A 24,986-nucleotide genomic window follows, 5' to 3' on the forward strand; every position below is an offset into this window, starting at 1 on the left:
GCTATTTCTCCCCCTGCCTATATCCATGCGTAAACGTCCGATCATAGAGCTTTGAGCGGTACGAACGCTCAGCTATTGCCGAATCAAGCGCCCATCCTGCCAAGATCAGCGCGTGCTTGCGAATGCCGTTGGCACGCATATCTTCATCTAATGTTCCGACTGTTGAACGGACCATTTTTTGATCTGGCCATGTCGCTTTGTACACTACAACGATTGGCGTTTCCTCGCTCCATCCCGCCTCAAGCAGCGCTTTCGTTACCTTTTTCGTCAACGTGGCGCTTAAAAATAACGCTAGCGTACAATGATGTTTCGCTAATTCCTCCAGCTTTTCCTTCTCAGGAACAGGGGTGCGTCCTTCTGCGCGCGTTAAAATCACGGTCTGGGTTAAATCGGGAACGGTAAGTTCAGCATGAGCAGCAGCCGCTGCTGCAAATACAGAGCTGACACCAGGAACGATTTCAACGCCAATCGCTTCTTTTTTTAATTGAACCATTTGTTCAAGCGTTGCTCCATAGATCGACGGATCGCCGGTATGGAGGCGCACCACTTTTTTGCCGCTTTTGACGCGCTCCACCATCAGCTGAACGATCTGTTCTAAGTACATGCCTGCTGTGTGGAAGATTTCCGCTTCCGGTTTAGCTTGCTTAAGTAAGGCATCATTCACAAGCGAATCTGTATAAAAAATCGCATCCGCTTCTTGGAGCAGCTTTTGCCCTTTCACGGTAATCAGCTCTGGATCGCCGGGTCCGGCACCGACAATATACAGCTTCATTTTTTCACCACCATTAACGTTAAGTATTCGAGCTCTACTCCTTCGAGCTGCTCAATATCCCAAATCACTTCTTCGTTTGATGTCACCTTTGTCACCACTGCGGCTTTTTGTGCTAAATCAAGCTCCCGCAACAGCCGCAGCATCATAGGAATGACTTTGGCGACTTTAATAAATACGACACAATCGTGCGTTTCAATCGCTTTTTTCATCTCCTCATAATCATCGCGTGCTGGAATAATGGCGACATGCTCATCGCCATCAGCCAAAGGCAGCTGCAAACGGGCGGCAGCCGCATTGACAGATGAGATGCCCGGGATCACTTCGATACGCACATCCGGATAGTTCGTTTGCATCGTTCTCATAAAATGAATAAATGTGCTATATAAAAATGGATCGCCTTCAGTGACAAACGCAACATTTTTTCCAGCAGCAAGATGCTCCCACACAATCTGAACTGTTTCCTTCCATTTTTCCCGTAAAACGGCGGGATCCTTTGTCATGGGAAACACGAGACCAAGCATTTCTTTTTCGCTTGGGGAAAAATAAGCTTCAATAATTTGCTGAGCATAGCTTTTACTGCCGCGCTGTTTTTTCGGATAGGCGATCACATCCGCTTCTTTTAAACAGCGAAACGCCTTGACTGTCAATAGCTCTGGATCTCCCGGGCCCACCCCGACACCGTACAGCATTCCGATCATTGTTCTTCTTCCTTCCTATAAGCAGAAATAATATAAATAGGGTTTAGAGCATCAAAGCGGGTCAGCTGCAAAATCGGTTTGCTTCTTGATAATTGCGCCAATGTGATATCAGCCTGAAATCCCCGCTGTTTTAGCCCTTCCGCCGCTTCGTGCAATGTTTCGATCGTCACCGCGTTGATCACGATACGTCCGTTTGGCTTAAGCCTCTCGCAGCAAACATCAAGCAGCCGATCCATTTCCCCAGATGTACCGCCGATAAAAATCGCATCGGGATCGGGAAATTCATTGAGATGATCCGGCGCACGGCCGTGAACAAGGGTGAAATCCGTGCGGAATTTCCGCATATTCTGCTGGCAAATATCGATATCATATTCATTTTTTTCAATCGCAAATATCGCTCCCTCGCGTGCGATTTTCGCCGCTTCAATCGCTACAGAGCCCGTGCAGGTTCCAATATCCCAAACAACGCTCGTTTCCCGCAGCTGAAGGGCACTAACGCTTAAAATCCGAATCTCTTTTTTTGTAATTAGCCCTTTTTCTGGCTTGCGCTGCAAAAAGGCTTCATCATCGATTCCAAAAGGCCAAATAGGTCCGGCTTCTTTTTTTTGCAAAATAACAATATTTAAAGGATGAAATTCGGTTTGTGCCATCTCTTCCAATTCAAAAAAGCGGCACCGCTCCTCATCGCTGCCGAGATTTTCCCCTACAAATGCGCGATATTCTGTCATTCCATATGAAAGCAGGTAGCTAGCAATCTCGTTCGGTGAATGCTCTGCATCCGTTAAAATCGCGACTTTATCGCGCCCGTCAATTCGTTGCGCCAGTCCTTTCATGCTCCGACCATGCACGCTGACAACATATGCATCCTGCCAGCTCTCTCCCATCTTCGCAAATGCCCACTGTAGCGAGCTGACAGCTGGATACACTTCAATTGGAAGCTTGCGAGATAAGTAGCTACCGATCCCATAAAAAAGCGGATCGCCCGATGCTAAAATCACGGTGCGCTTTTCTTCCGTGCGCAGCCGTTCGACAAGAGCAGAGAGACCGTTTTTGATCACCAGCTTTTCCCCACGGTAATCGGGAAAAAACGATAGATGGCGTTCTCCCCCGACCAATCGTTCACTATTTTCGATCCATTGTGCATACAAGGACGGCAGACTTTGTTTTCCGTCTGCGCCAATACCGATCAGTTTAATCGGCTGCATCCGCTTGCACCGCCTTTCCTAAAAATTGTCCGCTCATCGTATAAAGAGAGGTTTCCACCACAAGACCGCCACCAACTTCTCTTAAAGCAGAAGCGCAGCAATGCTCACATATTTTTTCAAAAAATGACATGTGTCCTGCTTCATACATTAGATCGCCGACTTGTGAGGCGGTATTGGCTTCCTGAATGGAACGAACAAGTTCAGGAGAAGCCCCCGACGCTTGAGCAATCGATGCTAAGAAATGAAAATCAACAGGAGCGCTTTTTGAATGGACCATCATGACTCCTTGAGCAATTTTCGAAAACTTCCCCATCATTCCAACCATCGATACCGTTTTGATTCCTTGCCTTTTACATTGCTTAAGCGTAAATCCAACGAAATCCCCCATCTCAATAAACGCTTCCTCTGGCAGATGAGAATATTGCTTCATCGCATACTTTTCGCTTCTTCCGCCTGTCGTTATAACGACATGGCGACAACCCGTCGCTTTGGCTACTTCAATCGCCCGAACAATACTGGCTCGATAAGCGGATGTCGAAAAAGGGACAACGATGCCGCGCGTTCCTAAAATGGAAATGCCGCCGATAATGCCAAGCCGGGCATTTAACGTTTTTTTCGCGATTTCTTCTCCTTTTGGAACAGAAATCACGATCCGTATACCGCCAAGCCTTCCGTATTGCTGAAGGACATCTCGCGCGGTCTCGATAATCATTTTGCGCGGCACCGGATTGATAGCTGCCTCTCCGACAGAGACGGGCAACCCCGGCTTCGTTACCCGTCCTACCCCTTCTCCTCCATCTAATTCAATTCGATGATCTTCAATCCAAGAAACGGTTGAAACAATTTCCGCTCCATGCGTCGCATCCGGATCATCTCCTCCATCCTTGATGACAACGGCTGTTGCCCTATTGCCAACCATTTCGCACCGTTGCACTGCAAAAGTGACCCATCGCCCTACAGGCAAATAGATCGTCGTCTCCGTTTGCGGAATGCCGGTAATGAGAGCGGTCAGTGCTGCTTTGGTCGCCGCAGTGGCACAAGCGCCTGTCGTATATCCTTCACGCAATTTTGTTTCTTCCATCTTCTTACCCTCGCTCAGCTAAAATCGAAAGTGCATTCAGCGCCGCTACCGTGACTGTGCTGCCTCCTTTTCGTCCGATATTCGTAATAAATGGAACATCTAACTTTGCAAGCTCCTCTTTCGACTCGGCAGCCGATACGAATCCGACGGGCAAGCCAATTACTAATCCCGGCCGCGCTTCTCCTTCTTTAATGAGCCGAATCAGTTCAAGCAATGCCGTTGGTGCATTTCCAATCGCAAAAATGCCCCCATCGGCTTCTTTGACCGCTTTCCGCATAGCAACGATCGCTCTTGTCGTGTTCAATCGCTTCGCTTCCTCTATCACATCAGGATCAGAAATGTAGACATGCACACTTCCGCCATATTTTTCAATTCTTGCTTTATTCACGCCCACTTGCACCATTTGAACGTCAGCGACTACTTTTTTCCCTGCACGAATCGCTTGAATCCCTGCGCTGATCGCATGCGGATGAAACAGCAGGCTTTTTCCTAATTCAAAATCAGCTGATGCATGAATAACACGTTGAACAATTGGATATTGCTGTTCCGTAAAAGAGTGCTCTCCCATCTCTTCATCAATAATTTGAAAACTGCGTTCTTCAATTTGCTGCGGTTGAATCGTCACAGGACGAAATTCTGTACGAAAGTCCATTGGCAAAACTCCTTTCATTTATAATCGTGGTAAGGTTTCCTTCAGCGCAGCAAGGACGTCGGAAAATTCGGAATAGACCGTGCCATACTGAATCGATGGTCTGCGAATGACAATCGTTTCAATTCCCATTTCTTCAGCAGCGGAGATTTTTTCATCGACAAATCCCACTTTGCCGCTTTCCTTTGTAATCAAAAGTGTGACGCCAAAATGTTTGAAAAGCGCGAGATCTAATTCTTTCGTAAACGGTCCTTGCATCGCTACAATATTTTCTTGAGGAAATTGCAGCATTTCGCACTTTTCCATATTATCCTTGCGCGGAAGCATGCGAGCAATCACACGCACATCCGGCAAACCAAGCAGCTTGTCCGCAAAGATAGGCAGCGTTTTGCTCCCAGTCGTCAGCATAATAACCCCTTTTTTTATTGCTGCTAAATGAGCGGCTTCCTCATAGGTATCAACGAATGTGACACGTTCATACGCCAACGGAACAGATTTTCGTTCATAACGAATATAGGGAACGTTAGCATCCTGAGCCGCTTTTATTGCATTTTTCGAAGCTTCTTCAGCAAATGGATGACTGGCATCAACAATGGCTTGAGCTTTTTTTGTATAAACGAGCTCCGTCAATTGAGCGGCTGTCAAACGGCCGAGGTGAACTGAAATCCCCGCGCTTTCCAATTGCTCGGCTGCGTGCTCTGTGACGACAGTCGCCATCACACGATAGCCCGCTTGCTGAATTTCAAGCGCCAATTCCCGCGCATCGCTTGTACCTGCTAAAACAATAATCATAGCATCTCTCCTTAATGATGATGGTGGTGGTGATGATGGTGATCGGCCATATGCAAGCGATATTGGCATAAATCGCAATTCATCTTCACCGTTTGTCCAAGGGCTTCCTCTAAGCGATCAAGCACAATCGTTTGCAGCTTTGGGTGAAACCCGAAATACCCAGCTAAAGCAAACTGTATTTGCGGATAACGACCGCTAAACTCGGAAACTTTGGCTTCAAGCCTTTTGATAAGAACGCCGGTAAATAGAAAATACGGCAAAATAACAACCTTTTTCGCACCAAGTTTTATACAGCGTTCCACCCCTTCCTCTAAAAGCGGAGCTGTGACCCCCATAAACGCCGGCTCAACGAGCGAGTAGTTCGTTCGTTCCCAAAACAGCCGTGCGATTTTATATAAATCGCTATTGGCATCAGGATCGCTGCCCCCACGTCCAAGCAGCAAAATAGCGGTATCAGGATCAGGAGCTTCCACATTTTCACCAATTTCTTGCAATCTTTCTTTTAAAATAGTCAATGTTTGCTCATGAATGCCAATCGGTCTACCATATATAAAGGTGACATGCGGATATTGCTGTTTCGCTTCATCGATTGCAGCTGGAACATGTAGCTTGGAATGGCCAGCCGCAAGCAAAATAATCGGAATGACGATCACTTCATCTGCTCCTTCTTCAACACAGCGCTTCATTCCCTCCAACATCGTCGGCAAGCCAAACTCTAAAAAACATGTTTCCATATGATAGCGAGCATCCACTTGTGGACGCAAACGCTCCACAAATTGGATGACTTGTTCGTTCCCTTCCGGATCCCGGCTTCCGTGCCCTACAAATAAAATCGCCTTCACTCTTTTCTCCCCCTATTCTCCACACGCCGAAACTTCGATTTTTTGATTGGTGCGAGGTTCTTGGTAAACAAAACCTCCTGCTTTTTTTACTCTTTGGAAAAATTTATGGAATCTTTCATTAGGATGCCCGTGCTCCTTATATTCTTGAATAATTTGCATGACGACAGGAACGATTTGCTCAGGCGGTATCCCTTCTGCCACAAGCTGCCCAGGATGGGCATTTCTCCCAATCGTTTTTCCACCTAAAAATAAATCAAACGCGCCTTTGCGGTAGACAATGCCAATATCTTCTCTTACCGCTCCGTAGCACGCCATTCCACAGCCGTTAATTCCCAGCTTTAGCTCTTTTGGCAGCGCCATTCCTCCCAGCTTTTCGTGCAGCTGTTCAGCGTATGGAATCCCCTCTTTTTTCTCACCATCGCAAAAATCGCATGCTTTAACGGTTAATACGTTGCCAATCGGCATGACAACAAGACCTGCTTCCTTCAATTTTCGAACCATATCATCAGGACGGTCTGTCAACATTTCCAGCTTTAAATAATGATCCGGTGTATACATCATCTTGCCACGGTTCTCGACCATTTCCGCAATCAGCAGCATTTGCTGTGGCGTAAAGGCCTTATTCGCGACTCCCGGACTTACTGCCAGTTCAAAAATCTCCTCGATTGCTCTCGCTTGTTCGTATTGACGAATGGCCACTTTTTGCAGGGCTTCTTCCGCTGTTTTGCGCACACTCTCTGTTTCTTCTGTTTGATCGAGCGCCCACGGCTCGGCCTCCTTGCGCAGCCGTTCGTGCGGTTTTAACCGCTGCTCCAGCTTATCCAAGCTATATTTCCGCTGATATCCGCGCGGCGTAATCATCAGCCCATCATGCACAAATGTCGATGAATTGCCAATAATGACAGTCGTTAGCATACCAATATCATGTTCCAGCATATGTTCTAGATCTGTCATAACCACATTCTGCCGGGTGCGGTATGCGCTTTTCACTAGACCAACAGGGGTTTGTGGAGAACGGTAGCGCAGCAAAATGCGCTGAGCTTCGACAATTTGCCTCGTTCTCCTTCCGCTTTTTGGGTTATAAAGAGCAATGACAAAATCGGCCATCGCCGCTGCTTCAATCCGTTTCTCAATCACCGCCCACGGCGTCAAGTGATCGCTTAAGCTAATGGTACAAGCATCGTGCATAATCGGGGCCCCTAATAGCGCTGCACAGGAATGGATGGCAGAAACTCCCGGAATGATTTCGACTTCTACTCCGCTTTCTTTTGTCCATCCCTTCTCAATTAATACCTCATATACAAGTCCCGCCATGCCATACACACCCGCATCGCCGCTTGAAATGACCGCTACTTTCTTGCCCTGTTCCGCCCATTTCACCGCTTCCTGCGCCCGGCTCACCTCTTCTGTCATACCTGTGCTGATCATCGGTTTTTCTCCTATTAAATCCGCCACAAGCTCGATGTAAGTCTTATAGCCAATCACAATATCACTTTCTTCAATCGCTTGTCGTGCCCGTTTCGTCATGTGGTCGGCACTGCCCGGCCCAAATCCGATGACCAATAATTTTCCTTGCATTGTTTCACCTCTCTCTTTATGATTCAGCCTTCTCCTTTAGCCATGAAGATTTAACAAGGCGGACGGCCGAGATCATGTCAACAAAAGACCAGATAGCACCGCTTTCAAAGGTTGATCATCAATGCTTGACAGCGGCTGGCGGCTCAAGAATTCGGCCATCAAAACTATAAAATGATGCCTCTATCACTCTAGAAGGCTGGGAACCTAGCAAACTGGCTAACCGTTTATGATTTAGTCTGATTTAAAGCATTTAAGAATCTTAAAAAAGCGCGTTCGCGTACCATTCTGCTTTTTCGCCTAATCGTTGCTTCAGCTCGCAAATATCGCGAGGGATTTTTGCGTCTTCGGGAAAAAGGGCGTTCCAAACGGAAGCAAGCAGCGGAATGCCGAGACGGTATTCTTGCAGTATGCTCGGCCGCGCAAACAGCTCTTGAGGCTCCCCGTGCATCACAATTTGCCCTTCATGCATCACAAAAACGATGTCAGCCCATTTCAAAACAAAGTCAAAATCGTGAGTCGCAATGAATACCGTTGTTCCTGCTTGATAAATATCATTGATTTTTTCTACCAATCGCTCTGTTTGTAAGAGATCCAAATAGGCTGTCGGTTCATCTAACACTAGCAAATGCGGCCTCATGGCCATCACCGAAGCAAGAGTCAGCCATTTTTTTTGGCCGAGACTTAAATGGTGGACAGGCTTATCCATCCATGATTGCAGGCCAAATTCACGAACCGTTCTGTCGATTTCCTGATTGATTTCTGCTTCATGTAGCCCCAGCTGATGCAAGCCAAAGGCTAATTCATCTCTCACAACAGGAGCCAAAAGCTGATGTTCTGGATTTTGAAAAACAATGCCTACCTCTCGGCGCCATTGTTGAATCGTTTGGCGCCGGTCATCCATTTTTTGCTCTTTCCAATAGATGCATCCGCGACTGGGGCGCAACAGCCCGTTCATATGCAAAAATAACGTCGTTTTCCCACAGCCATTATGGCCAATAAGCGCATATTTTTTCCCTGTGAAAATCTGAAGAGACACTCCCTTCAGCACTTCTTGGCCATGAGGATATTGGTAATACACCTCTTCTAATCTCAACATCTTTTTTTCCTCTCGATCATCGCATCCATATGAGTACCCCCATTCCGGCAATCGCCTCTACAATATAGCGCTTGCTCCATACACCACACGTTTCGTTTTGAATATAGACAAGCTCATCGGAAAACCCGCGCGCCCGTAATGCGAGCAATAAAGCATGGTAAGCGTCCCATATTTTTTGCCAAAGCTGAAAAATAAGCATGGCGCCATGCCGCCAATGACTGCCGCCGTTGCGGGCTTTCATCGCTGTATATAATTCCTCCGCCGCCTGCTCCAACACAAAGACAAATCGATACATAAAAAATAGTAATTCAATCATAACGGATGGTATTTTCAGTTTTTTTAATACATAGAGCAACTCTGGAAACGGCGTTGTTACTAAAAGGAAAAATAAGCACGACCATGCTGCAATGGAGCGCAGCGATACATCGATTGCTGCCGGAATATTTCCTCGATTCACGGATATGTGCCATGAATCAAGGGAAATAAGCAAAATCGGCCAGCTAATTAAAAGGAAAAGGATGACCATTCCCAACGTTTTTACATATACTTTCCAAGAAACACCTGCATACCCAATCGTCCATATGGCTAGCCAGAAAATAATAAAAAGATGCGTTCCTCTGCTTCCTACCATAGTGTTCAAAAGCAAGAGAAAAGAGAATAAAGTCTTTTGTTCAGGCCGCAGACGGCGCAGACGATTATGATAGGCAATCATGTCAAAATGCCGAATCATTCCGCTTCATCTCTTCGACCGGCTCGACCTTTATAAACGCCGATAATATAGCCAATCACCCCGGCGCCAAGCGCGGCTTGCAAAGAAAATAACAATGTTTCCACTTCCCCGCCCGGCGGTGAAAAGATCGTCTCAAACCAAGGCTTATAATCCGGGACGATCGTTTGAATCGCTTTTTCCGCTTGATCATCTGTACCGCTAAAATCCGAATGGCGAACCAATAGCAAGGGGGCGGCAGCTAATACAAAAGCAAGAACAATAAGCAATAGATTTCGCTTCATCTGCTAGGCTCCTTTCTGAAGTTGATTCAGCTCTCGACTGCTGTAAGTAGATAAAAAGTTCCACACAACAACAGTCAGCAGCCCTTCGGTGATCGCGAGCGGTATTTGCGTAATCGCAAAAATTCCGGCAAATTTAAGAAATGAAGCTACTACTCCTCCTGTTGTATCGGGAAAAGCAAGCGCCAATTGCCATGATGTAACTACATATGTGGCCAAGTCAGAAAGAAAAGCGGCTAAAAAAATGACAAATCGCTGCGAAATGTTATACCTTTTTCCTATACGATACACCCCGTATGCTACTAGCGGACCGCATACCGCCATTGACATCGCGTTCGCTCCTAATGTCGTCAATCCCCCATGCGCCAGTAGTAACGTCTGGAATAACAGAACGATGCTCCCCATCACCGTCATTATTAGTGGACCAAATAAGACGGCCCCGAGCCCGACTCCAGTCGGATGGGAGCTGCTTCCTGTCACCGATGGGATTTTTAACGCCGAAAGTACAAAGGTAAAAGCTCCTGAAAGCGCAATCAACAATTTTAATTCAGGATGGCGCTTTGTGATCTTCATTAGCGATCGCACTCCTGCGATGAAAAACGGCAGAAAAACAATCCACCAAAATAGCGCCCATTTCATCGGCAAAAATCCTTCCATAATATGCATAGCATAGGCTGGTGTGCCGCTATTGACAGTAAAATAAACAACAAGGCCACATAGCAGCAACAGAAACTTCCATTGCTTCATACCCTCTCCTCCTTGATGCTAGCTTTTTTAGTAATGCCAACCGCAGCTGTTGGATGGCACATCGATAATCCATCTTCTCCATACTGATAGGTGACGATATCTTTTAAAGGATCACCATCTTTTAAATGTGTTTGGACAAGCTCTCTTCCTTTATCCGGCGTCACCCCCTTGTACCAAACTCCTTGCGGATACACGATTACTACGCACGCATCATTACAGCGGCCATTGCAGCGCGTTCTCGTTGTGTGTACAGTGCTGTCCAATTCCAGCCGCGCAATTTCATCACGAATGGCGATTGTCACCTCCTCTCCGCCTTTTCGCATGCAGCTGCCGCCGTTACAGATCAATACGTGATGCTTTACTCCAGTTAAATTCCACGTTGTCACACCGATCCTCTCCTTTTTGATGAAATAAAAAAGCACCTCTATCGATAGAGGTGCAGAAAAATGCATACGGCCAATCACAAATGCATATGTATACCATTCCCCCGCACGTCTACCTATAATCCCGTAGGTATCCGGCCGAGCAAATAAGGCAGGTCTCCTGACTTAGAGTCATCGCTTCATTGCGCCTTCCCGAAGTTTCCTTCAGTGACATGATGCAATGAAGCTCCTCATCACAGTGGCGGGTACCGTGACGGCTTTTCACCGTACTTCCCTTTTAAGCCTGTCCCAATAGAGAAAGGCACCTTACTTGCTTTAGCAAACGATTCAATGATTTAGTTGTTCCTCCACAATGATATGATGAATTTTCGAAAAAAGTCAACCATTTTTATTTTTCGAACAGTTTTGTTTTAGCGACAACAACTCCATCGCTATCAACATACACATGCGCGCCCGGCTCCCAACGTACGCCCCCGAATTCAAGAACGCGATCACGCGCCCCTTTCCCTTCTTTTTTGCTTTTGACAGGGCATGTCCCAAGAGCGATTACGCCAAGCGGCATTTGCGCAATTTCAGCTGAATCGCGAATGCAACCATGGACAATCACGCCTGCAAGTCCTCGTTCACAAGCGATTTGTGCCAGACGATCTCCGAGCAATGCACAATTTCGCGAACCTTTTCCATCAACAACTAACACCGTGCCTGCCGGAATGGTTTCTAGCGCTTCGCGAACGAGCACATTGTCCTCGAATACCTCAACAGTGGCAATCGGTCCGGAAAACTCTGTTTTTCCGCCATAAGAATGCAACGGTAATTGGCACACTTGCAGCTCCGACAAAAATTGATCACATAAATCTGCTGTCTTCATTTAATTTCCCTTCCCCCATTTTTCTTTGTCTATTAAATCCTTTTGACATTTTGAAAAAAAATCCTGCAAAATCCGTCAAAAAAAACAGAGGAACGGTGAAATAAGAAGAACTAATATGGTTTCCCGCAAGTGTGGATGATCATTTTACTAAAAATATGGAATGATTGAGCTAGACACAAGCTTTTCCGCCATATGCATGCCCAGTCGGCAAGTCATTTGCTTGCCGACTACGGCAGAAAAGCTGGGAATCAAGTAATGCCAATGGTTTTTATTGGATCATCAGCACACCTGATTGTTTACATAAAATTATTATCGTAACACATTCTAGTCGAGCCTCTGCAGGCAGTCCCTATATAAGCAGGTTTCGACAGCACGCTTTGGCGTGACCGAGACAAGTCAGCGGCCTATCTTCTGGCCGTGGCTCTCCATTTTATACAGCACGAGAATAAAACAAGTGAATCTACCACCAGCGATTAGGTCAACAGCTAAAACCGTCCTGATCTATAAATTAAATATAACAGCCATAAAAACATCAAAGAGGCGATACCAAACCCAATCTCAATCGCTGGAATTTTCCAGAGTAAAGTCGATTGCCTACCTAAAGAAGCGCCAATAATAATCCCTGCCATAATAATGCTGAAGGACAGCAGCACAATACTGAAGGATAAGCGATTGCTAATTTGATCTAATTTTTTTAAAAAAAGCGGCCATTCAGGAATATCCATTTTCAAATGCAGCTTTCCTTGTTTAATAAATGCCGTTAACTCCTTCACGTTCTTAGGGAGATCCAGCAACATTTCTCCATAATTGAACACGCGCTTCCATACTTCTTCGGTTAGATGCTTAGGATGCAATCGCTCCTTTAATAGTTGGCGGCCGAACGGTTCAGCAATATTGAGGATGTTCAGCTCCGGATCTAACTGCTCTGCTACGCCTTCCACTGTTAGCAACGCCTTCCCCAGAAGGGTTAAATCCTTCGGAATGCGAATAGAGTGTTGAAAGGCAACATGAAACAAATCATGAAGCGCCTCGCCAAGACTGATTTGGCTGAGCGGAACATTGTAGTATTTCTCTCTTAATTGTTCGATATCCTCATGCAATCGCGATACATCGACATGCTCAGGAACAAGCCCCATTTGATACAGCGATTTTATAATTCCGTCTGTATTATGACGCATTAAAGCAATCACTAACGAAGAAAAGTGATATTTCATATCTGGCGTCAGACGCCCGGTCATCCCAAAATCAATAAAAGCGATCACCTCCCCCGGCAATACGAATAGATTGCCGGGATGAGGATCTCCATGGAAAAACCCTTCTCTTAAAATTTGCTGCAAAATGGCCTTCGTTAGACGTTCGGCCAAACGTTTCAAGTCATAGCCGCTTTCCTTCAGCCGCTCCAACTCGTTAAGCTTGATGCCTTCCACATATTCCATCGTTAGCACTTTTTTGCTTGAATACTCCCAAAATACTTTTGGAACATAAATGCTAGGATCTTGTTTAAATTGCTGAAAAATTTTATCAGCATTCCTCGCTTCAATCGTATAATCAAGCTCGGCCCGAAGAGATTGCGAGAATTCTTCAACCATATCGCCGATTTGATATTGCGCGGCCCATGAAAGGCGGCGCTCAGCGAGAATCGCTAAATCTTGCAGAATTTCTAAATCCGTTTCAATCATATGGGCGATATTCGGGCGCTGAATTTTAACAGCGACTTGTTCTCCTGAATGCAAGATGGCTCGATGAACTTGTCCAATCGAAGCGGCCGCAATCGGAACCGCCTCGAACTGTTGAAACAATCGATCCACATCACTTCCTAATTCCTCTTGAACTGTTCGTGCGACTTCGGCAAATGAAAAAGGAGAAACTTGATCTTGCAGCTTTTCCAATTCCCGAATAATAGGGCCAGGAATTAAATCCGGACGCGTGCTCGCAATCTGCCCCAGCTTCACGAAAGTTGGACCCAACTCCTGTAACACGAGCCTGATTCGTTCTCCAATTGTTTTTTCATTCTTTTCCTGCGCATCGAAAAATAATCTTTGTGGAAGAGAAAGAAACTGGGAAAACCCGATTTCCTCCGCTACGATCCCAAAGCCATGGCGAATCAAAGCGACAGCGATCTCCCGATAACGACTTACATGACGCATCCTTTTTCCGGCCATTGGTCTGTCTCCTTTTGCAGCTCCAAAATCTTTTTATTTACTCGTTTTTCTGCTCCAAGCGTTGAATTCGTTCTTCTAATTGGCGAATATCCTCTTTTGTAGCTAAATCAAGTTTATCGAGCATTTGTTTAAGCTGCTCACGCACAGCGCGCTGAAACTCCGCTTTCCCTTCTTCCTTTTGCCGAATCCATTGATCAATTACATCTTTTGACTCTTCTAAAGATAATTCTCCTCTTTTCACTAGCTCATCCACCAATTTCTCTGCTTGCTCTTTGCTGACAGACGCCAAACCAAGCCCAAACGCCAACATTTTTCTAATCATATCCATTCTTATCCTTCCTCCTTCATTATGTGTTTTTTACATCTTTTGCATTTCGTGTTTGTTAGCTTCAATGTACCTTTGAATTTCGCTCCTGTCAAACATCTGTGCCTTCTGTTTCACCATAAAATGACGTTGCTTTGAATCCATCATGCCTTTAGCAATAGAAAAGTTCCACCAAACGGGCTATAAACGCCGAATAAATCATCTGATTGAAGGAGTCGGCGGCTCGGTTCGTCCTTGTCACGCAAAGGCATGAAGCTCTTACACCAATAAGAGGGAGGAAACAAAAGCGATATATGATAGACTGCCCAAATCTGTTGTTTTTTTCCTTTTCCCAGTACCCAGCATTGCCTTTTTTCTTAAAATCGCTTATAATTCGTCGAAATAGGGAGGAGGAAACGCTTTGTTTCAAGTCGTTGAATATAAACGAAATGATATGATGATTTCCACTAATCGTGCCCTCATTCAAATGGACCGCGTATGCGAGTTTCTGGCTCAGTCCTATTGGGCCAATCAAAGGGAACGAACAACGATTATCAAATCGATTGAACATTCGCTATGCTTTTCTCTTTTTCACGGCCAGACACAGATTGGATTTGCACGCGTGGTTACTGACGGAGCGACATTCGCCTATTTATGCGATGTTTTTATTGATGAAGCCTATCGCGGCAGAGAGCTTGGCAAGTGGCTGGTAGAATGTGTCCTGCAGCACCCGGATCTTCTCAATATCCGCCGCTTTTTATTAGTGACAAAGGATGCGCATGGTCTTTACCAGCCGTTCGGATTTGAAGTGCTGCATGAGCCAGATCAGTTTATGGAAATCTTTCGCCATTGCTAATGGTTGCTGCTTAAGTTTGCTTTCTACCCGGCACGTGCTCAGCTATGCCGGGTAGAAAAAGAGCAAGCATTTTTTAATATTTTGCAATGAGCCTCCCCCACCTACAATCCGTTAAAGAGACGGGAGACTTCTTGGTGGATAATGTTAAAATAAAAAAGTAATTCTTTTTTCCTGCTCATTCCACACTAAATGGGCATTAAATGTTTGATCCCCTTTTTTAAATCCTTTGATTAAATCTGTCTTTCCGTGCTGCAGAAGCTTTTTTACATTCGTTTGTGAAATCTTTTTACCGAGAATCACCTTTGAGATCGTAAATGAGCATTTTGTTTTCGCATAATGCGCGCAGCCATAAAACTCTCCTTTATCAATGACTGTTCCGCCGCAATACTTGCATGGGCCGATCGGTTTGCCAAGCGTTGCTTTCGATGTTGTACGCTGAATAGAAGCGGTATCGAATCCTGAGAAATTCCAATCCTTCGCCATCGCTGTTGCATCTTCTATGATTTTTATCGACAGCTTTTTTACTTGTTCCATAAATAGGGAAGCAGAGGCTTTTCCTTCGCCAATCTCGCTTAAACGCTGCTCCCATTTTGCGGTCATTTCCGGCGAGGCTAAAATTTTATCCCCAATCGCTTCAATTAAAATTTTCGCTTTGTCAGTAGCATATACTTGATTTTTTTTCACTTCGATATACTTTCGGTTTTTCAACATCGTAATAATGCCAGCCCGTGTCGCTTCCGTACCGAGACCTTCCGTTTTAGCAAGCACTTTTTCTAATTCTTCGTTTTCTAAAAATTTCCCCGCCGTTTTCATCAACGTAATCAATTGACCTTCTGTATACCGCTTTGGCGGCTGCGTTTTGCCTTCTTTCACATCGACTTTTTCCACTTTCCCCCGTTCTCCTTCCGCAAGCGGCGGAAGAGCGGCTACATTCTCTTCGTCATGCTGAAAGAAAACTTTCCGCCATCCTTCCTGAATTTGCTGCTTTCCTTTTGATATGAAAACCGCCCGCCCATCAACAAGCGTCGTCACTGTCGTATAATCAAAAATGGCTTCAGGATAATGGGCAGCAAGCAATCTCCGGACAACTAGATCATAAATATTTCGCTCCTCTTTCGATAACGTTTCAGGATTCACCACCTGCTCAGTTGGAATGATCGCATAATGGTCTGTCACCTTTTTTTCATTTACATAACGTTTATTATGTAAAATACTTGTATTTGGAAGCGGAAAGAAGGATTGATACGCTGCAAACTGGCTTAATTTTTGCAAAATTTCTGGAAACGCTTCCGCTTCCCCTCTTGTTACATATTGTGAATCAGAACGGGGATACGAAACGATTCCTCTTTGATATAGCTTTTGTAAAATATCAAGCGTTTTTTGCGGAGAGAATTGATAAAGTTTGTTGGCCGTTGCTTGCAGCGACGATAAGTTAAATAAAAGCGGCGGCTGAAACGTTTTTCGTTCCGTCTTGATTTCTTTGACTTCCGCTTGTTTATCTTGGCAAAATGCGGCAATTTTATTAGCCAGCTCTTGGTCCTTTAAACGAGAATCCTGCTGTTGCATCCATTTGCCCTCATACTGTTTGCCGTTCATAACAAATGAAGCAACAACCTCCCAAAACGGCTCTGGTTTAAAGCTTTCGATTTCTTTTTCACGCTTGACAATTAAAGCGAGAGTTGGGGTTTGCACCCTTCCAGCTGAAAAAACATCATTCATTCCTTTTTGTTTAAGTAAAATGCTGTAAATGCGAGACGCGTTCATGCCGACAAGCCAATCGGCACAAGCGCGCGCATATGCCTCTTCAAATAGCGGCCATGTTTCTTTTTCATCAAGCAGCCGGCGAAACCCTTCATCAATCGCTTTTGGAGTTAACGAAGAAATCCAAAGACGTTTCATCGGCTTTTTCACACCGCTCATGTGAATGATATTGCGGATGATCAGCTCTCCTTCCCTCCCGGCATCTCCTGCGTGAATAATTTCTATAACCTCCGGTTTTCGCAAGAGCTCCTTCACTATTTGAAACTGCTTCGCCTTGGATTTTTCCACTTCATAGCGAAATTGCTCGGGAATGATCGGCAGCATTTCCAGCTTCCATTGCTTCCACTCCGGCCGATACCGTTCAGGCGGAGCCAGCTGGAGCAAATGGCCGACTGCCCATGTCATATAAGCCCCCTTTGGAAACAACTCGTTTGGTAAAATTTCAAGATAGCCCTGGCGTTTTTTGGTCTGAAAAATCGAGGCCAACGCGATTCCTTGATCTGGTTTTTCCGCGATAATCACTTTCATAGCTTCTCTCTCCTTTAACCGATAAACGACATTTTTCCTATATCAATCAACTTTAAAGATGAACCGAAGGATGTCTTAAAAATCTCCAGTCGGAAAAGTCTCATCACGAACATGACCGTTGAAAAACAGGCCAAACTCCTGCATGCAAAGGTAAACATGCCAAGTTCCATCCATCTCTATCGAGTAAGTTCGCTATTTTTGCACATACTACTATATGGAACCTACAGGAAAGGGAGTGGCAAAAATGAAGCGAATGCTTCTCATCATGCTCACGCTGTGGATGATTATCATTCCGCTCCATCATACACAAGCAGCAAGCAACGCTCAACGTTATACTTGGAATCTCGCCGATATTTATCCATCTGAAGACGATTTCAACAAAGATTACGAAAAAGCAGCCAAAAACATCCCGTTATTATCATCCTATCAAGGAAAGCTTCATAACGAAAGCAATGTGGCCAAACTGTTCGCTCTGCAGGAAAAAACAGCGCGCACGCTTGAAAAGCTCTCTCTTTATGCACATATGAAGCAAGATTTAAATATTGAAGACAAAACAGCAGCCAGTTTAAAGGCGAAGCTAGAGGTGCTTTTTTCTCGTTATCAAGCCGCTACTTCATTTATCGAACCAGAAATTTTATCGCTTCCTAAAAGCAAGCTGAATGATTTTCAAACAAGCAAACAACTAAAAGGATACCGCCGCTATTTTCAAGAGCTGCTGGAGCAAAAAAAGCATACGTTGTCAAAAAAGGAAGAACAACTGCTCGCTAAGCTCTCTCCGATCACAAGCGATGCCGAAAATATTTACAATAACGCTTCACGAGGCGATTATACTCCTCCCGTTATGAAAACGGCAGATGGCCAAACGGTGCAGCTTACAGAAGGCAATTATTTAAAAGCGCTTGAGCACCCTGACCGGGCCTATCGCCAGCAGGCGTTCCAAACATTTTTTAAAAGCTATGAGTCCATCAAAAATACCGCAGCAGCAACATTATATGCTTCTGTTAAGGCGGATGAGCTATATGCCAAAGCACGCCGGTACAAATCAGGCCTTGATGCGGCTCTATCGGCCGATGATGTACCGGAACAAGTGTTCACGAATCTGATCTCAGGAGTCAACCAGCATTTACCGTCGCTGCACCGCTATGTGGAGCTGCGAAAAAACATATTAAAAACAGACCAAATCCATAGCTATGATATGTACGTTCCGCTCGTCTCACAAACAGTGGCCAACCAAATGAGGTTTCCGATTGACAAAGCACAGGCGCTTATACTCGAAGGCTTAAAACCGCTCGGCAAAGAATATATAAAGCAAGTGAAATATGCCTTTGATCATCGTTGGCTTGATGTATATCCTCGCCCTAAAAAATATACAGGCGGATATAACACGGGAGCCTATGATACCCATCCATTTATTTTGTTAAATTATGACCATTCACTAGACCAAACATTGACGATCGCTCATGAGATCGGCCACGCTATGAACTCTGTCTATACAAACCAAACACAACCTTACCGCTATTCAGGGCAATCCATCTTTACGGCAGAAGTGGCTTCGACAGCTAACGAGTGGCTGATGATGGATTATTTCATCAAACAGGCAAAAAACGATGAAGAAAAATTATATTTACTCAATCAACAAATTGATCAAATTCGCGGTACCTTATATACGCAAGTGATGTATTCTGAATTTGAAAAAACGATTCATGATCAGGTGCGGCAGGGCGGTAGCCTAACCGCTGAAGATTTGAATGCGCTTTGGCTTCGTTTGTTGAAAAAATACCACGGCCCTGCTTATGCGGCAGATCCTGAAGCCGGGCTTGGATGGTTGCGCATTCCTCATTTCTATGACGCCTTTTACGTATATAAATATGCAACATCGATTGCCGCATCGTTTGAGCTCGTCAAACAAATGAAGAAAGACCAAACAGGAGAAGCAACAAAGCGCTACTTAACATTTTTAAGCTCCGGAACATCGGATGATCCAATTTCTTTATTAAAAAAAGCCGGAGTGGATATGACTTCTCCGCAACCGTTAAATAGTCTTTTCGCTTACTTCGACTCGCTTGTCAATGAAATGGAACACATTTTGCGAAAACAAGGCAAGATATAGCAAAAACAGACCGCTTCCATACGAATGGAAGCGGTCTGTTCATTACGATGCCTGCTCGTTTGACATTCTTGCTGATTTCAGCTGCATGCGAAAAATCAACGATTGAATAATCGAAAAACAACCGCCGACTACCCAATACAATGATAAAGCGGACGGAACAGAGTTCGCCCCTATAAAAATCATGATCGGCATAATATAGGACATGATGGCCATTTGTGACATTTGCTGCTCCGACATCGTTGGTGACAATTTCATGGAGATGAATGTCGTGAGAGCAGCTAAAATCGGCAAAATCAAATATGGGTCGCGATGCCCGAGCTGTACCCATAAAAATGAATGAAGTGTAATTTCCTGAGTCCGTCGAATCGCATAATACAGTGCCATAAAAATCGGCATTTGAATTAATGCTGGCAGGCAGCCACTCATCGGATTCACTCCGTGCTTTTGATATAGCTGCATCATTTCCTGCTGAAGCTTTTGTTGTGTTTGCATATCTTTGCTTTTATACTTTTCCTGCAATTTTTGGATCTCCGGTCGAAGCTTTTGCATCGCTAACGATGTTCGGAACTGCTTCAGCATGAGCGGAAGCAAACAAAACCGCACCATCAACGTAACAGCAATGATCGCCAGGCCATAGTTTCCGCCAAACCAATCTCCCAATATCAAAAGCAGCTTGGACATCGGATAAACAAAATAATGATCCCAAATTCCTTGGCTATGCTCATTAATCGGAGCATTGCGATTGCAGCCACTTAACACTCCGGCAATCACGAATAACATCAACAGCCATTTTTTCTTCATCATTTAGCCTCCTTGCTTATTCTCTTTTTAGCGAAAAGCAAGGAGACTCCTTCCATCCTCATCGGAAACAGGTGATCGTTCTCTGACTGGAATCTTTCGCTGCCTCCATATAAACAAGCGATACAGCGGCAGCCATATCCATTGATGATCCTGCTGCCGGCTGTGTACCTCCACATCATAAAACTCAAGCTGATGGAGAAACAGCCTATTTTTCCGATATTGAGTCATGTAGCATTTCATCGCTACAAACAAAGCGCTTACTAACGATAAATAGGGCAGCAGATCAAAGGGTGCTTCCATTTCCCCTACCTCATTTCTTTCAGCGTCCTACCTAACATAAACATAACAGATTTGTTTAAGAAAAAAAAGCGAGATGTTCGCCCCTCACCATATTTGCTGAAAAAACGACCGCAGCGATCGCAGCCATTCATGAAACAGCTGATACTGGCTGGCTATGTAGATCAGCAACGAAAAGGAACCATAAAAGAGGACCGTTTCCAAGCGGCTCCCTGTCCGGTATAACGGAATTTTGTATCGTTTATCCTGCAAAGGCCAGAACAGCGGCACTCCCTGAACCGATAAAAAATCCTCTAAAATGTGAAGCAAATAACCCAATACGAGCCCGCTTGCAAAAACCGACGGCGATTCAAGCATAATCATAAGAGCGAGTACAGCCCAAACAAAAAGTGAGTGAGTCATTCCGCGATGGCCGAACGCCTGCTTCACTTTTTGCGCAGCTCCTAATGACCGGCGGCCGACATATGATTTCGGTTCATCAATATCCGGCAGCAAGCTCCCCACTATAATTCCGGCCGTATAGCTGATCGTAAACGGCAAAGAGGTTTGTGAAGCGATTGCCGCTCCAATGCACAACGATGTCACCACATGAGTATGATACCGCAATCAACCATCACCTACAAACACGTTTTCATTGATGATACCACAAAAAAGAATATTTGTTCGTCTCCTCACATTCTAATACGAAAAGCGCCTAATCGCAATAGACGGCAAGAAAATTGGTGAAAAACGTTAGCCATTATCCTAGGTAAATCCCTCTCACCATGATTACTCCTCATACGTGTTTAAACCGGCTTGCTGATGGCCTGTTCATTTTTTCTCATCCACTCTATTTCATTTCCTCGCTTTTTAAAAAAGAAGGCATTTTATTTTTTTAGCACATATATGATGTATATAAGGGAGGGGTGCTATGTTTCCAAACTACAAAGAACTTTATCCTACCTCAGCTATTCCAATGGGGGAAAATGACCGCACCGCTTTTATACAAAATCTTTCTGAAAACAAAAAAACGTTGTTTTCCGCAACCCATTGGGTCATCGCCTTAGAAGGCTCGCCAACGGACCACGCTAGCGAGCTGTATTATTGGACCGTCAAAGTATACCCATCAAACAATGAAAACATATTTTACTACGAATATCCTCATCTCGCCTCACTGCCGCTTTACTCATTTCATGATGCCGAACTGCTTGCTAAAGAAATTGAGCTGCAAATCAAAGCCGACGAGTTATTTACAGAAAAAGAGCCTTTATTAAGATTTATATAGTGTTTAGTTTTTTTCTCTTTTTACATCGCTTTGTGAAAAAGCATACAAAACTTTCTTGTTATTTTCGCCATTCTTAATTAGCACTAAAGTGTTTGGCAAGAGTAATGATCATCGCTCCCATACGCTCCAGCTCTGGAGCAACGATGCGATCAACCCCTTCCTCAGAAAGCGCCTCAGCCGTTACTTTCCCAACGGCACAAGCGACCACATCCCTAGCAAAAGCCCGACGCAGCTGCTCAAGGTCTTTCTTTTCCTTAGCAAAAGAAAAGAAAAAACGCACTTGCATCGCTGTCGTAAAACAAACAGCATCAACCTGCTGGTTCGTCACTTCTTCATATAGCTGCTCAAGAACCGCTTCATCCGGTGCAATATGCTGATAAGGCAACAATTCCGTATAAATGGCGCCCGATTCCTGGAGAAATTGCTTTAATGACGGAGCAGTATCTCCGTATAGTTGGACAACCACACGTTTTTGAGCCAATGAAAATGATTGTAGCGAGCGAATTAATCCTTTCGTCGTTCCGTCATCGCTTTCCGCAATAGGAGCGATTCCGATTCGTTTCAGGGCGGCTGCCGTTTTATAGCCGCGAATAGCAACATTCGCTTGCCGAATCGTCTCCAGCCACTTTTCTTTCATTCCTCCTCGCTCAGCTGCTTCTAATAATGCATCTACTCCAATCCCCGTTGTAAAGATCATCCAACTTGGGCAGCTTACAATCACCTCTTCGATTTCGTGAACAAGCTCTTCTTTTTTAGCAAATACCGTTCCTTGAGCAGGTCGCACAAGCGGAATGCCTCCTTGCTTTTCAATCAACGTTGCCATTTCTTCCAGCTTTCTTGATGCACATAAAGCGACTCGTTTTCCCTTCAATTTTTGCTTCCCCTTCCTTGCAATGATGTTTATTTGCTAGACAAAATCACCATGAACCTTGCCCTATCATTCTTGTAAACTATCTTATGTCGATTTCTTCAGCCGCAAATGGCTTAAGAGCGCAGCCATGCGAGGTCCCTAATGCAGAATACAAAACATTGGTCAACAGTCTCTAAAACGTTTAGAGCTTGATTGACTTGTATATCCATGTAAAAACCAACGGTCAGAGGCGGGAGCATCACTTGCTCACATGAAGATAGATGTTGAAGCATCAACCATACGTTTTGCTCAACTAGCACTGCGGATCCTAATTTAAACGACCATAGACCAAACAACGGCTCGCTTGCTAGCCAAAGGAAATACAGGTTTCAGATTTGTTTCATTTTTCATACACATAGTATATAACAAAAGGAAAAGCGTTGGCCACCTATCCATATAACCTCTAAAAGCGACAAAGAGCGGTCACAGACCGCCCTTTTTTTACAGCATATACATATGTATCAGCTTGCGCCGATCAAACGAACCGTAAATACGTGTTGGCTTGATGGAGATAATATCGTCAAAAGCAATATTCATCAACCGCATTTCTCTGTTGTATACAAATAATTTTTGCGCATCTTGATATAGCTTTACCGGCAAAAATGTTGCTTCTCCATGACGCATCTTGATTTTGACAGGCTGTTTTTGCTGAATCCATTGGATAAGTTGGTTATACTGATCCCCTGTCATAAAACTCCCCCTTTTTCTTTCCATTCCAATAAAATTATATAGAAGAAAATATTGAACAATAAACCAAAAAAAATCAACAAATTTTTGAGCAGTTAAACGAACCTTGTCATTTATGCATCAATGTGTTGAAAAAGCAGGATTTATGTCAAAATAACTCTAATGATTCCCCCTTAACATTTGACAGTTTTTTTGTTTACAATGAAATAGACTAGTACATGCTGTCGAAATGCGAAAGAAGGTGCTTTTATGCTTAATATTTTGAAGGATTTTTTGTTGAATTTATTTTTCATTTTAGCTCCCATTTTCGCCGTTCCGTTATGGCTAGAGGAACGAAAGGTGCCAAAACTGCTTAAAAATCATGTGCTAACCGTTTCGTTTGCTTTAACGACCTTTCTTTGCATGACTTTTCCGATCAGCACCGACACAGAGCGCGATTACAATCTGCACCAAATTCCTCTTTGGCTCGGAAGTTTATATAAAGGACCGCTTGTTGGCTTCATTCTTTGTTTGCTTGCAATTGGATATCACATACTTTTAGGAAAAGAACAATGGATGATTACCGTCATTCCATCCTTTTTTGTGATGTTCGTTAGCATGCTGCTGTCAAAATATTTTTTATCATTGTCTGTTAAGCAGCGTATCTTGCTCACCTTTGTTTTATCCACCTTTTCCGGGATGTTGACCGTCCTATTGGATCAAATGGCGTTCTCATCGCTGCCGTTTTGGTCTTCGTATTTGATTATTCAACCCATTAGCATGGCAACAGCCTGTTATTTAAAAGAAATGCTTTATAAAAACAACTCATTGCGCAAACAAATTATTCGAGCAGAAAAAATGGAAGTCGTTAGCCACTTAGCCGCTTCCATTTCTCATGAGGTGCGCAATCCGCTCACTGCCGCCCGAGGTTTTATGCAGTTGCTTGAGCAGAGCCATTTGCCACCGGAAAAACGAAAGCAGTACATCCAAATTGCCATCGAAGAATTAGATCGGGCGGAGTCGATTATTACGGATTATTTGACATTTGCTAAACCGGCCCCAGAATATGTAGAAAAGCTCAATGTCAAAACAGAAATTGAACGAGTCATTGATTTGCTGCGTCCGCTTGCCAACATGAACAGTGTGGATATTCAAGCATCGTTAATCCCCTTCCATGTAAAAGGAGAACGAGAAAAATTCCAGCAATGTTTATTGAATATTATGAAAAACTCCATTGAAGCAATGCAAAATGGCGGAACACTTGATATTTATGTATCTATTGAGCATGAGCAAATTTTAATCCGTGTGAGTGATACAGGAATCGGCATGACAAAAGAACAAATCGACCGGCTTGGTGAACCTTATTTTACGACGAAAGGCACAAAAGGAACAGGACTTGGCATGATGGTCGTTTATCGCATCGTTGAATCGATGGACGGAACCATTCATATTACAAGCGAAGTTAACAAAGGGACAACCGTATGTATCTATTTCCCATTAGCGCAATCAAGACAAAAGCAGACGGCCAGCGACCAAGAAAATGCTCTAGTCATTTAACCTTTTCCTTCATATACATAATATGAACCGCTCCAGCCTACGCGCTGTCAA

At 44.4% G+C, this 24,986-nt stretch carries 26 protein-coding genes and 1 riboswitch; of the genes, 4 read left to right on the plus strand and 22 right to left on the minus strand.

Going from position 1 to position 24,986, the window contains the following annotated elements:
- Position 1: 1 nt before the first annotated feature.
- The 16 genes from cobM to GFC28_RS04330 form a co-directional block, all read right to left on the minus strand.
- Complete coding sequence (gene cobM, locus GFC28_RS04255; RefSeq protein ID WP_044743454.1) at positions 2–772, minus strand: precorrin-4 C(11)-methyltransferase; 771 nt, start codon at positions 770–772, stop codon at positions 2–4.
- The gene (cobI, locus tag GFC28_RS04260) at positions 769–1,470 is read right to left on the minus strand and encodes a precorrin-2 C(20)-methyltransferase (protein WP_044743453.1); all 702 of its coding nucleotides are present in this window, start codon (positions 1,468–1,470) and stop codon (positions 769–771) included. Before cobI ends, cobM begins: the two co-directional genes overlap by 4 nt.
- The gene (locus GFC28_RS04265; protein WP_044743452.1) at positions 1,467–2,675 is read right to left on the minus strand and encodes a bifunctional cobalt-precorrin-7 (C(5))-methyltransferase/cobalt-precorrin-6B (C(15))-methyltransferase; all 1,209 of its coding nucleotides are present in this window, start codon (positions 2,673–2,675) and stop codon (positions 1,467–1,469) included. Before GFC28_RS04265 ends, cobI begins: the two co-directional genes overlap by 4 nt.
- Positions 2,662–3,756, minus strand: coding sequence for a cobalt-precorrin-5B (C(1))-methyltransferase (locus tag GFC28_RS04270; RefSeq protein ID WP_044743451.1), 1,095 nt, complete (start codon positions 3,754–3,756; stop codon positions 2,662–2,664). The genes GFC28_RS04265 and GFC28_RS04270 overlap by 14 nt, the downstream gene beginning before the upstream one ends.
- A 4-nt stretch (positions 3,757–3,760) precedes the next feature.
- Complete coding sequence (locus GFC28_RS04275) at positions 3,761–4,408, minus strand: precorrin-8X methylmutase (protein ID WP_044743450.1); 648 nt, start codon at positions 4,406–4,408, stop codon at positions 3,761–3,763.
- Between the two features lie 18 nt (positions 4,409–4,426).
- Positions 4,427–5,197: a precorrin-6A reductase gene (cobK, locus tag GFC28_RS04280; protein ID WP_044743449.1), complete on the minus strand. Its 771-nt coding sequence runs from the start codon at positions 5,195–5,197 to the stop codon at positions 4,427–4,429.
- A gap of 11 nt (positions 5,198–5,208) precedes the next feature.
- Entirely contained in the window at positions 5,209–6,039 is an 831-nt protein-coding gene (locus GFC28_RS04285; RefSeq protein WP_044743448.1) for a sirohydrochlorin chelatase, read from the minus strand.
- Positions 6,040–6,051: 12 nt separating this feature from the next.
- Entirely contained in the window at positions 6,052–7,617 is a 1,566-nt protein-coding gene (gene cobJ, locus GFC28_RS04290) for a precorrin-3B C(17)-methyltransferase (protein WP_044743447.1), read from the minus strand.
- A 259-nt stretch (positions 7,618–7,876) separates the two neighbouring features.
- Positions 7,877–8,713 carry an energy-coupling factor ABC transporter ATP-binding protein gene (locus tag GFC28_RS04295; RefSeq protein ID WP_044743446.1) on the minus strand — a complete coding sequence of 279 codons (837 nt, stop codon included), beginning with the start codon at positions 8,711–8,713 and terminating at the stop codon, positions 7,877–7,879.
- Between the two features lie 16 nt (positions 8,714–8,729).
- On the minus strand, positions 8,730–9,443 hold the full coding sequence (cbiQ, locus tag GFC28_RS04300) for a cobalt ECF transporter T component CbiQ (RefSeq protein WP_044743445.1): 714 nt from the start codon (positions 9,441–9,443) through the stop codon (positions 8,730–8,732).
- Positions 9,440–9,724 (minus strand): energy-coupling factor ABC transporter substrate-binding protein, encoded by a 285-nt coding sequence (locus GFC28_RS04305; RefSeq protein ID WP_044743444.1) that lies wholly within the window; start codon positions 9,722–9,724, stop codon positions 9,440–9,442. Before GFC28_RS04305 ends, cbiQ begins: the two co-directional genes overlap by 4 nt.
- A gap of 3 nt (positions 9,725–9,727) precedes the next feature.
- On the minus strand, positions 9,728–10,468 hold the full coding sequence (locus GFC28_RS04310; protein ID WP_044743443.1) for an energy-coupling factor ABC transporter permease: 741 nt from the start codon (positions 10,466–10,468) through the stop codon (positions 9,728–9,730).
- Positions 10,465–10,854 (minus strand): (2Fe-2S) ferredoxin domain-containing protein, encoded by a 390-nt coding sequence (locus GFC28_RS04315; protein ID WP_044743442.1) that lies wholly within the window; start codon positions 10,852–10,854, stop codon positions 10,465–10,467. The genes GFC28_RS04310 and GFC28_RS04315 overlap by 4 nt, the downstream gene beginning before the upstream one ends.
- A gap of 130 nt (positions 10,855–10,984) precedes the next feature.
- A riboswitch (cobalamin riboswitch) is annotated at positions 10,985–11,175 on the minus strand.
- Positions 11,176–11,239: 64 nt separating this feature from the next.
- On the minus strand, positions 11,240–11,719 hold the full coding sequence (rraA, locus tag GFC28_RS04320; protein ID WP_044743441.1) for a ribonuclease E activity regulator RraA: 480 nt from the start codon (positions 11,717–11,719) through the stop codon (positions 11,240–11,242).
- Positions 11,720–12,204: 485 nt separating this feature from the next.
- Positions 12,205–13,881, minus strand: coding sequence for a 2-polyprenylphenol 6-hydroxylase (gene ubiB / locus GFC28_RS04325; protein ID WP_044743440.1), 1,677 nt, complete (start codon positions 13,879–13,881; stop codon positions 12,205–12,207).
- Between the two features lie 37 nt (positions 13,882–13,918).
- Positions 13,919–14,209, minus strand: a complete 291-nt coding sequence (locus GFC28_RS04330; protein WP_044743439.1) for a phasin family protein — start codon at positions 14,207–14,209, stop codon at positions 13,919–13,921.
- Positions 14,210–14,606: 397 nt separating this feature from the next.
- Between GFC28_RS04330 and GFC28_RS04335 the strand changes: the two genes are divergently transcribed.
- The gene (locus GFC28_RS04335; protein WP_044743438.1) at positions 14,607–15,041 is read left to right on the plus strand and encodes a GNAT family N-acetyltransferase; all 435 of its coding nucleotides are present in this window, start codon (positions 14,607–14,609) and stop codon (positions 15,039–15,041) included.
- Between the two features lie 144 nt (positions 15,042–15,185).
- Here GFC28_RS04335 and GFC28_RS04340 read toward each other — a convergent pair whose 3' ends face one another.
- On the minus strand, positions 15,186–17,330 hold the full coding sequence (locus GFC28_RS04340; protein WP_044743437.1) for a DNA topoisomerase III: 2,145 nt from the start codon (positions 17,328–17,330) through the stop codon (positions 15,186–15,188).
- 244 nt (positions 17,331–17,574) lie between these two features.
- On the opposite strand from GFC28_RS04340, the gene pepF reads away from it, so the two are divergent.
- Positions 17,575–19,440: an oligoendopeptidase F gene (pepF, locus tag GFC28_RS04345; protein ID WP_044743436.1), complete on the plus strand. Its 1,866-nt coding sequence runs from the start codon at positions 17,575–17,577 to the stop codon at positions 19,438–19,440.
- A 42-nt stretch (positions 19,441–19,482) separates the two neighbouring features.
- On the opposite strand, the gene yidC is transcribed toward pepF, so the two are convergent.
- From yidC to GFC28_RS04360, 3 genes are all read right to left on the minus strand, one after another.
- Complete coding sequence (yidC, locus tag GFC28_RS04350; RefSeq protein ID WP_044743435.1) at positions 19,483–20,241, minus strand: membrane protein insertase YidC; 759 nt, start codon at positions 20,239–20,241, stop codon at positions 19,483–19,485.
- 27 nt (positions 20,242–20,268) lie between these two features.
- Positions 20,269–20,541 (minus strand): hypothetical protein, encoded by a 273-nt coding sequence (locus GFC28_RS04355; protein ID WP_044743434.1) that lies wholly within the window; start codon positions 20,539–20,541, stop codon positions 20,269–20,271.
- Between the two features lie 84 nt (positions 20,542–20,625).
- Positions 20,626–21,144, minus strand: coding sequence for a metal-dependent hydrolase (locus tag GFC28_RS04360; protein WP_044743433.1), 519 nt, complete (start codon positions 21,142–21,144; stop codon positions 20,626–20,628).
- A 304-nt stretch (positions 21,145–21,448) separates the two neighbouring features.
- Between GFC28_RS04360 and GFC28_RS04365 the strand changes: the two genes are divergently transcribed.
- On the plus strand, positions 21,449–21,802 hold the full coding sequence (locus tag GFC28_RS04365) for a hypothetical protein (RefSeq protein ID WP_044743432.1): 354 nt from the start codon (positions 21,449–21,451) through the stop codon (positions 21,800–21,802).
- A 73-nt stretch (positions 21,803–21,875) separates the two neighbouring features.
- Here the strand turns inward: GFC28_RS04365 and GFC28_RS04370 are convergent, their stop codons facing one another.
- Positions 21,876–22,673 carry a uroporphyrinogen-III synthase gene (locus tag GFC28_RS04370; RefSeq protein WP_044743431.1) on the minus strand — a complete coding sequence of 266 codons (798 nt, stop codon included), beginning with the start codon at positions 22,671–22,673 and terminating at the stop codon, positions 21,876–21,878.
- A gap of 480 nt (positions 22,674–23,153) precedes the next feature.
- The gene (locus tag GFC28_RS04375) at positions 23,154–23,402 is read right to left on the minus strand and encodes a hypothetical protein (protein ID WP_044743430.1); all 249 of its coding nucleotides are present in this window, start codon (positions 23,400–23,402) and stop codon (positions 23,154–23,156) included.
- 246 nt (positions 23,403–23,648) lie between these two features.
- Here GFC28_RS04375 and GFC28_RS04380 point away from each other — a divergent pair, with 246 nt between their 5' ends.
- Positions 23,649–24,935, plus strand: a complete 1,287-nt coding sequence (locus tag GFC28_RS04380; RefSeq protein WP_044743429.1) for an ATP-binding protein — start codon at positions 23,649–23,651, stop codon at positions 24,933–24,935.
- Positions 24,936–24,986: the final 51 nt, after the last annotated feature.

It is taken from the genome of Anoxybacillus sp. B2M1, from assembly GCF_001634265.1.
In the GTDB taxonomy this organism is placed as follows: Bacteria; Bacillota; Bacilli; order Bacillales; family Anoxybacillaceae; genus Anoxybacteroides; species Anoxybacteroides rupiense.

Bases quoted from the DNA above. Each gene is read 5' to 3' on its own strand.
- GFC28_RS04310 (WP_044743443.1), bottom strand. From the start codon at position 10,468: ATGAAGCAATGGAAGTTTCTGTTGCTGCTATGTGGCCTTGTTGTTTAT.
- cobJ (WP_044743447.1), bottom strand. From the start codon at position 7,617: ATGCAAGGAAAATTATTGGTCATCGGATTTGGGCCGGGCAGTGCCGAC.
- pepF (WP_044743436.1), top strand. From the start codon at position 17,575: ATGAAGCGAATGCTTCTCATCATGCTCACGCTGTGGATGATTATCATT.
- ubiB (WP_044743440.1), bottom strand. From the start codon at position 13,881: ATGGCCGGAAAAAGGATGCGTCATGTAAGTCGTTATCGGGAGATCGCT.
- GFC28_RS04270 (WP_044743451.1), bottom strand. From the start codon at position 3,756: ATGGAAGAAACAAAATTGCGTGAAGGATATACGACAGGCGCTTGTGCC.
- cobM (WP_044743454.1), bottom strand. From the start codon at position 772: ATGAAGCTGTATATTGTCGGTGCCGGACCCGGCGATCCAGAGCTGATT.
- rraA (WP_044743441.1), bottom strand. From the start codon at position 11,719: ATGAAGACAGCAGATTTATGTGATCAATTTTTGTCGGAGCTGCAAGTG.
- GFC28_RS04305 (WP_044743444.1), bottom strand. From the start codon at position 9,724: ATGAAGCGAAATCTATTGCTTATTGTTCTTGCTTTTGTATTAGCTGCC.
- cbiQ (WP_044743445.1), bottom strand. From the start codon at position 9,443: ATGATTCGGCATTTTGACATGATTGCCTATCATAATCGTCTGCGCCGT.
- GFC28_RS04295 (WP_044743446.1), bottom strand. From the start codon at position 8,713: ATGTTGAGATTAGAAGAGGTGTATTACCAATATCCTCATGGCCAAGAA.
- GFC28_RS04380 (WP_044743429.1), top strand. From the start codon at position 23,649: ATGCTTAATATTTTGAAGGATTTTTTGTTGAATTTATTTTTCATTTTA.
- cobI (WP_044743453.1), bottom strand. From the start codon at position 1,470: ATGATCGGAATGCTGTACGGTGTCGGGGTGGGCCCGGGAGATCCAGAG.
- GFC28_RS04265 (WP_044743452.1), bottom strand. From the start codon at position 2,675: ATGCAGCCGATTAAACTGATCGGTATTGGCGCAGACGGAAAACAAAGT.
- GFC28_RS04330 (WP_044743439.1), bottom strand. From the start codon at position 14,209: ATGGATATGATTAGAAAAATGTTGGCGTTTGGGCTTGGTTTGGCGTCT.
- cobK (WP_044743449.1), bottom strand. From the start codon at position 5,197: ATGATTATTGTTTTAGCAGGTACAAGCGATGCGCGGGAATTGGCGCTT.
- GFC28_RS04340 (WP_044743437.1), bottom strand. From the start codon at position 17,330: ATGAAAGTGATTATCGCGGAAAAACCAGATCAAGGAATCGCGTTGGCC.
- GFC28_RS04355 (WP_044743434.1), bottom strand. From the start codon at position 20,541: ATGGAAGCACCCTTTGATCTGCTGCCCTATTTATCGTTAGTAAGCGCT.
- GFC28_RS04365 (WP_044743432.1), top strand. From the start codon at position 21,449: ATGTTTCCAAACTACAAAGAACTTTATCCTACCTCAGCTATTCCAATG.
- GFC28_RS04275 (WP_044743450.1), bottom strand. From the start codon at position 4,408: ATGGACTTTCGTACAGAATTTCGTCCTGTGACGATTCAACCGCAGCAA.
- yidC (WP_044743435.1), bottom strand. From the start codon at position 20,241: ATGAAGAAAAAATGGCTGTTGATGTTATTCGTGATTGCCGGAGTGTTA.
- GFC28_RS04375 (WP_044743430.1), bottom strand. From the start codon at position 23,402: ATGACAGGGGATCAGTATAACCAACTTATCCAATGGATTCAGCAAAAA.